The sequence below is a fragment of the Nocardia farcinica genome (assembly GCF_029867845.1).
GTDB lineage: Bacteria > Actinomycetota > Actinomycetes > Mycobacteriales > Mycobacteriaceae > Nocardia > Nocardia farcinica_A.
Genome location: NZ_JARWRU010001339.1, coordinates 1 through 10,947, shown reverse-complemented (window position 1 = coordinate 10,947; position 10,947 = coordinate 1). Strand labels below are relative to the sequence as shown.

Genomic DNA, 10,947 nt, shown 5'->3' with positions numbered 1-10,947 from the left:
TGGCGGTGATCTCGGCGGCCGATCCGGTGATGGTGGAGTTGTTCAGCGGGCTGCGGCCCCGCAAGTTCGCCCGTCTGATCACCAGGTTGCGACGTGAGGGCGCCGACCGGCCGCTGCGGGGCCGGCCCTGGGGATTGTGTTTCGAGGGCCGGGTGCTGCTGGTGGCTACTGGCGCACCAACCTCACGATGCGGCAGCTGGCAGCGGTGTTCGGGTATCGAATTCCGCGGCTGCCCGAGTGATCGAGGATCTCGGTCCGGCCCTGGGGTTGCGACCCCGGGTCCGGTTCCCGCGTGGCGCGGTATTGATCGTGGACGGCACCCTGGTCCCCACCCGCGACCATGGTGTGGCCGCACCCAGCAAGAACTACCGGTACTCGACCAATCACCAGGTCGTCATCGACGCCGACACCGAACTCGTCGTCACTCTCGGCCGGCCGCTGCCGGGCAATCGCACCGACTGCCGCGCCTACGCCGAGTTTGGAGCAGAACATCCCTGCCTCAATGCAGTGGTGATCGCCGACGGCGGCTACCGAGGCACGAGCGCGATCATCCCGCACCGCCGCATCCCGGGCCGGGACCTGCCGGAGTGGAAACAGGTCCATAACGCTCCCACCGGAAGGTCCGTGCTCGTGTCGAGCACACCTTCGCCCGGATGAAGGCCTGGAAGATCCTGCGGGACTGCCGTCTACGTGGCAACGGTGTCGCTGTCGCGATGGCCGGGGTTGCCACCCTGACCAACCTCGCCCACGCTCGCTGACCCCGGCCAGGGGGCAGGTCGTCATCGCCGGGTCGGACTTACGGGATAACCCTAGTTCAGCAGCGGCCCGTAGGCGGCTCTGCGGGTCTAGCTTCCTGGCCGGTACCGCATCGACCGCCCACGCCCACGGCTCAGCGTCGTGGACCATGCTAGCCCTCTCGACAGTCGTCGCCGATGCCGAGATCCGTGACCCCTGCCTCGTTGACTGCTATAACGTGGCAGGTCGGGCGCTCGCCTTGGCGGTGTCATGACCGACGATCACAACACCGCACTCGCCCACGCGCCGACCGGCAGAAGTATCGCGCGGCCCACCCCTGCATCGAGCTGGTCAGTCGTTCCTCTAGGTCAGCTTGCTGGAGTGCGTACTGATGATAGTCTCGGCTCTCAGTTTGTTGCGCCGCAGAGCTTCACCGACCGCTTTCGGATCACCCCACGACTCAGTGGACGCGAGTTCGCCTGCGAACGTTTCGACGCTCGAGCGCAGTCGGTCGAGGTCCTCGGCGGTGATGATCCGGGTGTCGGGGGGAAGACTAGCAGCGCTGTTGAGTGTCGTGTAGGGATGCAGCATCACCGGAATTCGGTTGGTGACATGGGGATTATGATCGGCATCCCACTGCAGCGACGTGAGCAGTTGACCGGCCTCGTGCTTGACGATGGTGCGATCGTTGCGGTCGACTTCGGTCTTGAGTTCGATCACAGCGTGGGTGTCGCGTGAGAGCGCCCAGAGGTTGTCGGGTCCACCGTCGGCTGTTTCCTTCTCAGGGCGGGCCGAAGTGAATCCCAGATGCTGGCCCAGTGACTGGATTTGAACCTCCGAGAGCTGGGCTGTGTTCTCGATACCCCAGACGATGTTGTCGAACAATGCCGAGACAGCCAGCCGTAGCGTACTGCCGTCGGAGTAGGTGCTCGCAAGATACTCGGCGGCTGCCTGCGCTTGCAGTGCGGGCCCCGAGATGGGTTTCGGCACGGGTGCGACGTCGGGTTTTACGACGCCGGGGTTGCGGTCTCGTGCGCCGGCGAGCGTCTTCTGCGCGCCCATCGGGTCGATGAGCTGTTGGTAGGTAGCCACCTCCTCCATGTACCAGCCTTTTTCGATCGGATCGCTGACCGAGTCGACTCCCGAGCGCACGCAGTCGACTGCGGCCTGGTAGTTTCCAGCGACTGCCTTGTCGAACGCTCGACGACGCGCTTTGGCCAGCACCGACACCGAGGCTGTCCGGTCGTATTCGACGTCGGCGATCGCGGCTCGACTGTTGGTAACCCAGTCATCGTCGCGTTCGAGGAAAACGTGCAACGCGTTGCGGACCTCTTGGATACCTTCGTTCTCGATCTGACGGGCGACCTCCAAACTCAAGTCGATCTGAGCGCGGGTAGCCGGGGAATAGAATTGGCGCTGTTGGGGACTACGCAGCGTCAGGGCGGTTTCGGCGGTCATCAACACGACGGCGCAGTAGTCACTAAGGTCGCGGATCCCGCGGCCCATCCCTTGCTCGATGCGCTGGACATTGCGTGCTTCGAAGGTCATCGAACCGGTCAATGCCGCAGATTCGCGCTGCTCGCTGGCGGACAGTGGCGTAGGAACACCGTCGATGATCAGCAACCGGCATGCGTCGTCGGGCAAGTCGACGCCGTCGTACTTATTGATGAGTACGACCAGCCCCACGTGGTGTCCACCCGTCATTGCCTGGATGACCGGATCCATAGTCTTCACGGTGAGGGTCTCATCGGCATACGGCTCCCACGACCGAGCCTTGTACTCGCTGGGCACCAGAACGACCACGTTGACACGCTTGCTGCTCGGAGTGCCCGTGCCCATGCGATCGCCGTCGGCGAAGTCGCGCGCCATTTGTTGGATAGAGTCGCGCCGCAGGCTCGGGTTGATCGACAACGGTGCCAGGATCATGCGGTCGCCCAGATCTGAGGCACGATCAGGGGTGATCGGTTCGGCGAGGTCCTCGGCGTTCGCGCCAAGTTGGGTGACGAGCACACCCTCGTCGGCCAGGGTGGCGGTCAGATAGATGCGGCGACGTGCCTGGGCGAACGCCGGGATCATATCGATGTTGGGGCACGGAGTCTTGATCTCGATGCTGCGGGCGGTGAAGGTGATGACCGCCATCGCGAGATGGTCGGCCACCAGCGGCCACGAGAAGTACAGCGACTTGATCGAGTGGTTGTCTCCGTAAGGACGAAGGATCGCGAGTGCTTGGTCGGCACGCTCGGCGACGGCTTTGGGAGGCACGCGGATCGGTGCGGTCGCAACTCCCTCGGTCAGGTCGGAATACCCTTTGGGGCTCTGACGTTTCAGGTCCGCAGAGTACAACGCCAACATCTGCTTGTAGGCATCGCAGGAGTCGGGCACGGTCGCGCAGAACTGGTTCTGGGCATGGGCCAAGGCGGTGTGGGCGTCATCGATGATGACGGTGCCCAGCGGCGTGACGGGCTTGTAGCCGCGCACGCCAAATTTGCTGCGTCCGTTCACGAGTCGGTCGAATGTCGCGACGAGGATCGCATGGCCGGACAGGAACTTGCCGTCGTTGACATCCTCGGTGACCGGGATTCCGACATCTTCGGCTGCGGCCACAACCTGTTTGATGAGGAAAGTGTCGGGCACCAGGTACACCACCGGGGCGACGGCCTCGTTCATGCTCGATTGACCGATAAGCAGCCCGACCAGGGTCTTTCCTCCGCCGGTGTTCTGTTTGATCACCAGATCCTTGGCGGTTCGCCGACGGAACCAGACCTTGAGCACCTCACCTTGCTCAGGGCGCAACCGGTCGAACGGCTTGTCGGTCAACGCCATGAAGATGTCGCGAGGTTCGAGAAGCTTCGAACCCTTGCCCGGGTTGATCCGCTTCAAATCCAAGGGCATGGAATCCACCTTCGCGAGTCATCGATGTCAGCCGGTCGAGCACGCGGCAGCCGACTGAGTTGAGATTAGGACATAACAGAACTGCTGAGCACCCGCCACCGACCCTGACACCCACCTGCGGCCCGTACAGTGAAACCTTCAGAAAAGCTACCGGATGCGAGCATCGCCAGTCCACGGGTTTCCACCCTCGATTGCTCGCCGCCAACACCCGCCGGAAGGGCTGGCACGTCCAACCTGTAGATACCGGTTGGCAGTCCGACGCCCCCGAGCCCCGCTTGTCCCAGGGCCGCGATGGACGAGGTACACACCGCCTGACCAGGTCAGTGCGGTCAGATAGTGCCAGTGCTGGCAGGGCGGGAGATGGAGCGAAACCAGTCCGACCTGCGGCGCTGCGGGCGCCCATTCCAACCCGTGTGCTCCCACCGAAGGCCCCGGTCGGGCGATGCCACCCAGCATCACCCGACCGGGCATCCAGTCAGGCCGGGCATCCGGTCAGGCGGGCAGGTCGAAGCGGAACTGGCCGCGGCTCTCCGCCGCGTCGATCTTGCTCAGCAGCGCGTCGATCAGTTCCACGCTGCCTTCGAAGATCAACGCCAAGTCACTACCGGACATGTAGATGATGTTGTTGCGGGTGGGCATGGTGGAGGCGAAACGATCGAGGACGTCGTCGTCGAATCCGGCCATCGACACATACATTCCGCGCGTGCTGTCGAGCTTGCCATCGACCTTGCGCTTAAAGTCGGCCAGCTGAGGCAAGGTGGGCTTGTCCTGGACCCACCGAGCCTCCACCAAGTAGGTGAACCCGCGGAAGAAGAACGAGCCGTCGACCTGTTCGTGCGGATTGCACCGTGACGGCGCGTAGTCGATGTCGTTGACCTGGAACAACTCTCGAAGCAGCCTCTCAAGCGCGTATCCGCGACCTTGCCGTTCAGCGTGACTGCGATCCCGAGGAACGGACAGTTCCTTGAACCGATCCGAAAGGCCACCCAGGATCGCGCGGCGTTGCTGGATCTGCCGCTGGCGCTGGGCTTCTCGGGCGCGGCGGGCCTGAATACCGGCCTTCTCAATGTCGATCACCACCCCGGACTCGGTCGCGACCCGCTTCAGCTGTGCCAACGCGGCACGGCCGGCCGCGACGTCTTCGACATTGTTGCCAGGCCGTGACATCGCACACAGTTCCGTGACGATCTTGCGCTGGATCCGCCATCCCTGCTCGCCGAGTGCGTTCAGTTCGTCGAGAACATGGCGGGCGATTTTGACCTTGGGGATGTCGACGTCGTCGTAGCGGTTGTACAGCGCGACAGGCACCCCGGCGCCCAGCATCAGCGACTTGAGGTCGCTGCGCCAGTGCAACGCTGCCCGCACTGTTGCCAGCACTTCGGTGCGCACGGCCGTAGACAGCGGCTCGAGGGGTGCGCTCACCGGCTCACCGCCGCCGACGCAACCGCCAACGCCTGGATGGGGCACGAATTGACACAGCGGTGTGCCCAACCGCCGATAACCTTGCGCTTCAACGCAGTTCTCCGTTCCGGGCCCGCATCGGGCCGTTCATGACCGCCCAACCGCACACCGAGCCGCACGAAACGGGACTCGGGCAGACACAACACACCGATCCGGCCAGCCGATCAGTGTGGCGTAGCATCGGAGAGGTCCGCCAAAGACACCCGAGGCCCTGCCGGCAGTTCCGCTTCCAGCTCAGGGCCTTCGGCGTATCTACAGGTTTGTTCGATTGTTGCTGTCGACGCGTCGCCGCCCCTTCAGATATTACCCCCAGCCCGCGACAGCCCGACCAGGTCACAATTGACTGCGGCGCAACATAGTCAGAGCTAAATAGCCGAGATATTGCTGCGGTGATGCCGAGCGGCTCGATTCGGGTGATGCAATCGGCCCCGAGTCTGATTCGACCACCTTTCACGACTTCCCGGCTGCTGCCGCCGGGGCAGGATCTTCAGTGCGCCACAAGCGTCCCCGAGCCTCGACCCGATAGACAACCCGCGAAAGCGCAAGGTATAACTTGCAGCGGCAGTGCACACCTCACAGGAACGCGCCTACCAGGAGAAATGCCGCCCCCCACCGGAATAATCTAACCACCATCAGTGACGGCGATCACTATCCAGATGTGAACCAGACCACAGAATCTCCACAGTTGCAGCAGGTGGATGCGTCAAGTTTTACTTGTCGGCGGTTGGTCATTGATGCTTTAGTTATGCCGTGACAACACGGAAGACCGCCGCCGAAAAGGTTCGCGTCGAAGGCCTACCGCCGCACGAGATCCAGCACGCGGGAAACCTGCTCTGCAAAGACCTGGACAAGCAGTGCGAAGCCCTCGCCCTGAAGGCCCTCGGTATCCCCGCGCAGAACAGCGAACAGTGGCAGCAATGGCGCGGCGCCTCGGGAACGACGCGCCGACGTGAGCAGGACGCCCGAGTCGCCCTGGCCAAGATCGCGGTCTTCGTCACGGCCGGCCTGAACCCGACGAACGCCGTCGTCGACGCCCGCGGTGCCGACGCCAGCTGGTCGCAGATCGGCGCCGCGGCCGGCATCACGAAACAAGGTGCGCAAATCCGATGGGCCGACCACGTCACCGCGATACTGGTCGAGCGCGACGCCGCCGCCGAACGCCGGGCCCGATCCACACCACTGGTCTCCCCACTCGATGAGTACGACGCCGCGGGCAAAGGCACTGTCGGGGAGGCGACTCGCTCCCGCCGCGGCCGCAGGCAGATACAGCCCCGCCCTTCCGGTATCGCTTGACCGCGCGGACAAGCGGTCGGTGATCAACCTGCGCGAGCGTGTCTGAGCACACTCGGGCGGACCCATTCCGCAACTGAGCCCCGAGCAACCGGAAGTCGTGCCTTGGCGCGCCGTCTGGTGACATCTCTCCGGGAGTCGTGCACTCTCGGTGGGGAAGATGACCTCCGGAAGTCTACGGCGGTGATTCTGTGCGCCCGTCGGCGCCCTGGCGAGCAGACACTGCTTCCCCTCGCGCGCCCTGCGCGTCTGTGACCCGATCGATCACATCGGCGAGGTGCGCGCGATGTTCGCGCGCGGTGCGGCTGGCGAGGACATGGGCCGCGGTGATCGCGCGGCCGTATTCGACGTCCCGGTGCTCGATTCGACGCCGATGCTCGGCGCATTCGGCATCGAGTGCCTCTCGCAGCGAGATGTTCTCGGTGGCCAGCGCGTGGTTCACCGTCTGAAGTGAATCGCGTTCGGCTTCCACAAGGGCTCGAACCAGCCGGGTAGCTTCCAATCCGCGCGCATCTCGGCTACTTCAATTTCGGCGTCCTGGCATGCTTGCTCCCGCCCGCGTTCGGCCGCGGCGATCCGGACGGCGGCATCCGCCTCGACCTCTTGGCTCCGTCGAGATGTTTCCTCCGCCAGGGCGCGCGCTTCGCAGGCGGTGGCGAGGGCCAGTTTCTCGGTCTCGACGGCACAGGCCATGCGTCCAGCCACATCCGACTGCGCCTGCTCAGCCGCCGCGCAGGCTTGTTCGGCGAGGGCGATCCGGTGATCAGCTTGACGTTGGATCTCGTCGATTTCGCGAACGACGGCAGTCGAGTCAGCGAGTCGGGCGAGCAGGTCTGCGACGTCATCGCCGAGAGCGGCGAGTTCTTCGCGCAGGCGGCTGTAGCGGTCGAGCAGGTCGGCCAGAGCGTGCACGCCGTCGGCGACCGGACGTAAGGACGGGTGCTGGACAGCGACTTCGGCACCGGCGTAGCGCAGCAGGCGTAGCGCCTTCTGCGGGGTGTGGTCGAGGTTGTCGCAGTAGCGGCGCGGGGCGCCGCGCTGGCCGGGAGTGCGGGCAGGCAGTGGCGTTCCGCAGCCCGGGAACTGGCAGTGCCCCTGCGATCGTGTGGCAGTCGCCGCGATGCTGAGCATCGATTCCCTTTCCATCCATTCCATTTCATTCCGGATGGGGAAGGAATGAAATGGAATGGATTCAGGTCGAGGAGGATGAGGTACGGGTCAGGCGGTGAGTGCGAGCATTTCGGCCCGGACGCGGGGCAAGCGGCTCGCGATCACCTCGGCGGCGGACCGGCTCGCCGTGCGGTCGTTGTGTCCGTAGCGGCGGTCGGTGGTGGTAACCGATTCGTGCCCGGCGTCGCGAGACACCACGAACAGCGGTACGCCGTCCTGCAACTTCCACGAGATCCCGGTGTGGCGGAGCATGTACGGGGTCAGGTGCTTGGACCGCAGCGTCGCGACGGCGGCGCCGTAGCGTTCGAGCAGTTCTTCGGGATCGGCACCGTGCCACATCGCCTTGGTCCCGAACGGGGTGAAGTCGCGGCGTGCCAGCGCCTCCAGCCGGCGCAGGGCGGGCTGCCAGGCCTTGCGATGAAAGTAGGCGGCGGTGATCGGTGTCCCGGTGTACTTGGCGAACAGCAGTTCGTTGCCGGGCCGGGACAGGTCCAGTCGTTCCACGGTCTGGAGCGGGATGTTGATGGTGCGGATCCCTCGGCTGGACTTGGGCTTGCCGAGCTTCAAACGGCTGCCGCCGTCTTACCATGCCTTGTTGATGCGCACCGCGCCGGTGACGGGGTTGACGTCACGGACCTGCAGCGCGCCGATCTCGCCGGGGCGGGCCATCGAGACGAGGCCGAACTCGGCTTGGGTGCGCCACCGCTGCCCGAGCAGTTGTTCGAACAACTCCCATTCGTCGTTGTCGAAGATCTCGATCTCGGTGTCGTCGTGACGCGGCAGTCGTATCCCTGCGCACGGGTTGAACGGCAGCAGCGGCGCCGGGCGCTGTTCGACGGCCGCCCGCAAGGCCGCGGAGAGGAATCCGTGCTTGTTCTTGATCGTTTTCGGGGCGTTGCCCTTGTCCTGCTCGAGGTAGACGATCCAGGCGGCATCGGTGTCCTGGGTGACGGCCTCGAGGGTGGCGTGTTCGCCGAAGAACGGAACGATGTCGTTGGCGATGTAGCGGTGGTACTTGAGGCGGCCGTCTTCCTGCACGCCGGTGAGGCGGTCGGTGTAGCGGGTCAGCCAGTCCGCGAGCAGCATCGCACCCGATCCGGCGTCACGCTTGCCGGCCAGCACGTCGAGGGCGGCATCAAGGCCGATCCGGTCGATCAGATCAGCCCACCACTGGGCCTGGGCGTAGTCGTCGAAGGATTCCGAGGACATCCGCCGGACCTGGTCGGTGTCGTAGTAGTGGAAAGGAACCTGCCAACGGACGGTCCCGTCCTTGCGGGGCCGCGGGCGAGGTGTGGGCATGCGCCACTCCTGTCGTGTCGATATGGCGACACGAACTGTCTGAAAAGCGGCGGTGGTGACCGCGGTGGTGACCGCGATCCAGATCCAGGCTACCGAAGTAGCCTGTGACCTGCATCAATCCAAGTGGAGCTAAGGGGACTCGAACCCCTGACCCCCACACTGCCAGTGTGGTGCGCTACCAGCTGCGCCATAGCCCCTTGGTGTGTCTCGCTCGGTTTCCCTTGCGCCTGACAAAAGTTACACCACCCGCGTGTCGGTAACCAAATCGGCTGGTCAGAGCGGTGACGGGGGTATTCGGGCGAGACGGTGGGGTTTGTGGTCAGGGGGTGGTCAGTTCGACGACCCACTCGGCGTTGTTGGCGTCGAGGCGGGTGTCGCCGTGGAAGAGGGCGGGGGTTGCGGCGTTGTCGTCGAGGCGGGCGTTGAGGTCGGCGAGAGCGGACTCGACGGCCTTCTCGGCGGCGGGGCGCTGAGCGGCGGTGGTGATGCAGTCGACGGCGGTGTCGGGGGCGCCGGCGGTGCGGGCGAGATCGGCCAGGGCCTCGTCGCTGTGGTCGGACTTGCCCTCGGCGGGCTGGTCGGTGACGAACAGGGCGTCGTGGAAGCGGGCGTAGAGGGGGCCGTCGCCGGTGGCGGCCACGCAGCGGGTGGCGGCGACGGCGCGGGTGGAGTAGTCGCCGCTGCCGGACTTGGCGTCGAGGAAGGCGACGTAGTGGTGGGCGAGGCTCAGGGCGCCCTCGTCGACCTTCTGGGCGATCTCCTGGCCGTAGACGCGTTCGAGGGTGCCGCAGGCGGGGCACAGGGGATCCTCGAAGACGTCGAGGACGGGCTGGGCGCCGGGGCGGCCGAGCAGGATCACCCCGTCCTCGCGAAGGGTGACCTGGACGGCGGGGTCGCGGACGGCGCCGTAGCCGTCGTTGCGGATCTCGGCGTCGGAACTCCCCCACCGGAAGACGGCGAAGACGATCAGCACGATCATGGCGAGGGCCACGCCGCCGAGGGCGTAGGTGGTGGCGCTGGACATGGGGCGGGGGGTGTAATCCGGGCGCTGCTTGCTCACCCGTCCTACTCTGCCTCGAGCGGCGGCTCTCCTCGCGGCTGGGATCGGGGACGGCGGCAGGGCGTGTCCTCCTCGGGCATGTGCTCGACGGCGACGCGGTGGGCCAGTTGGTATTCGTCGTCGTCGGTGGGGACGCCCGCGGGGTCGGCGGGGTGGATCTGCTCGTCGGTGCGGCGCAGGGTCTCGGGGACCAGCAGCCACGCGACGGCTGCGACCAGCAACAGCGCCCCGGTGGCCGACAGGCCGACGGCGAAGCCGAAGCGCTCGACCAGCACACCCGCGACGACCGGGCCGACGACCGCGCCGAGGTCGCCCGCCATCTGGAAGCCGGCCAGCACCGGGCCGCTGCGGGCGGTGGAGCCGACGACATCGGCGAGAGCGGCCTGCTGGGTGGGGGTGAGCATGCCGGAACCGAGACCCGCCACGACGGAGGCGGCCAGCAGCCACAGCAGGTCGGGAGCGAAGCCGAGCCCGGCGGTGCCGACGCCGCACACCAGCGCGCCCGCGATGAGGAACGGGCGGCGGCCGAACCGGTCCGACAGCCGCCCGGACTGGAACAGCACCAGCACATTGCCCACGGCGAAGGCCGTCAGCGCCACACCCGCCATGCCGGGGGACTGGTCGAGCGTCTCGACCACGATCAGCGGCACGAAGGCCATCCGCACGCCGAACACCGCCGCGCCGTTGGCGAAGTTGGACCACAGCATCGCCGGATAGGCGGGTTCGGCCAGGCCCTGCCGGAAGGTCAGCTCGGGGGCGCGCCCACCCGGGGCGGGGGCGGCCAGGGTGGAGTGGCGCAAACTGAGGTAGACGATGGCGCAGGCGATCAGCAGGGCCACGGCGTAGATGAGGAACGGCACGCGCAGCCCGAGCCCGGCCAGCGCGCCGCCGACCAGTGGGCCGCTGACCGAGCCGATCAGGAAACTCGACGACCACAGCCCCGATACCCGCCCGCGGGGGGGGGCCGGCGCGGGCCGGGGGACCCCCGCCCGCCGGGGCACGGGGGACATGGGGGGGGCGCGGCCGCCCCGCGCGCGCCG

9 protein-coding genes, 1 tRNA gene and 1 pseudogene are annotated in these 10,947 nt (G+C 66.2%); 2 read left to right on the top strand and 9 right to left on the bottom strand.

What is annotated here, in order from left to right; genetic code table 11:
• Positions 1 to 5: 5 nt before the first annotated feature.
• A pseudogene (locus tag QH283_RS30080) lies at positions 6 to 758 on the top strand (transposase).
• Positions 759 to 1,098: 340 nt separating this feature from the next.
• Here QH283_RS30080 and QH283_RS30075 read toward each other — a convergent pair.
• A complete protein-coding gene (locus tag QH283_RS30075; protein WP_280506291.1) occupies positions 1,099 to 3,627 on the bottom strand; it encodes a DEAD/DEAH box helicase in 2,529 nt (842 codons plus the stop codon).
• 492 nt (positions 3,628 to 4,119) lie between these two features.
• Positions 4,120 to 5,118: a hypothetical protein gene (locus tag QH283_RS30070; RefSeq protein WP_280506290.1), complete on the bottom strand. Its 999-nt coding sequence runs from the start codon at positions 5,116 to 5,118 to the stop codon at positions 4,120 to 4,122.
• A gap of 720 nt (positions 5,119 to 5,838) precedes the next feature.
• Here QH283_RS30070 and QH283_RS30065 point away from each other — a divergent pair.
• A complete protein-coding gene (locus QH283_RS30065) occupies positions 5,839 to 6,381 on the top strand; it encodes a hypothetical protein (RefSeq protein WP_280506289.1) in 543 nt (180 codons plus the stop codon).
• A gap of 172 nt (positions 6,382 to 6,553) precedes the next feature.
• Here QH283_RS30065 and QH283_RS30060 read toward each other — a convergent pair whose 3' ends face one another.
• From QH283_RS30060 to QH283_RS30030, 7 genes are all read right to left on the bottom strand, one after another.
• Positions 6,554 to 6,820, bottom strand: coding sequence for a hypothetical protein (locus QH283_RS30060; RefSeq protein WP_280506288.1), 267 nt, complete (start codon positions 6,818 to 6,820; stop codon positions 6,554 to 6,556).
• Positions 6,817 to 7,509, bottom strand: coding sequence for a hypothetical protein (locus tag QH283_RS30055; RefSeq protein WP_280506287.1), 693 nt, complete (start codon positions 7,507 to 7,509; stop codon positions 6,817 to 6,819). The genes QH283_RS30060 and QH283_RS30055 overlap by 4 nt, the downstream gene beginning before the upstream one ends.
• A gap of 87 nt (positions 7,510 to 7,596) precedes the next feature.
• Positions 7,597 to 8,115, bottom strand: coding sequence for a tyrosine-type recombinase/integrase (locus QH283_RS30050; RefSeq protein WP_280506286.1), 519 nt, complete (start codon positions 8,113 to 8,115; stop codon positions 7,597 to 7,599).
• Positions 8,116 to 8,130: 15 nt separating this feature from the next.
• Complete coding sequence (locus tag QH283_RS30045) at positions 8,131 to 8,847, bottom strand: tyrosine-type recombinase/integrase (RefSeq protein ID WP_280506285.1); 717 nt, start codon at positions 8,845 to 8,847, stop codon at positions 8,131 to 8,133.
• A 124-nt stretch (positions 8,848 to 8,971) separates the two neighbouring features.
• Positions 8,972 to 9,044, bottom strand: a tRNA-Ala gene (locus QH283_RS30040).
• A gap of 122 nt (positions 9,045 to 9,166) precedes the next feature.
• Positions 9,167 to 9,907 carry a DsbA family protein gene (locus QH283_RS30035; RefSeq protein WP_280506284.1) on the bottom strand — a complete coding sequence of 247 codons (741 nt, stop codon included), beginning with the start codon at positions 9,905 to 9,907 and terminating at the stop codon, positions 9,167 to 9,169.
• Positions 9,908 to 9,912: 5 nt separating this feature from the next.
• On the bottom strand, positions 9,913 to 10,947 hold a 1,035-nt coding region (locus QH283_RS30030; protein WP_280506283.1), incomplete at its 5' end, for an MFS transporter.

What these genes read in the sequence shown, in the direction of transcription:
- QH283_RS30075 (WP_280506291.1), bottom strand. Translation starts at nt 3,627, where the DNA reads ATGCCCTTGGATTTGAAGCGGATCAACCCGGGCAAGGGTTCGAAGCTT.
- QH283_RS30045 (WP_280506285.1), bottom strand. Translation starts at nt 8,847, where the DNA reads ATGCCCACACCTCGCCCGCGGCCCCGCAAGGACGGGACCGTCCGTTGG.
- QH283_RS30055 (WP_280506287.1), bottom strand. Translation starts at nt 7,509, where the DNA reads ATGCTCAGCATCGCGGCGACTGCCACACGATCGCAGGGGCACTGCCAG.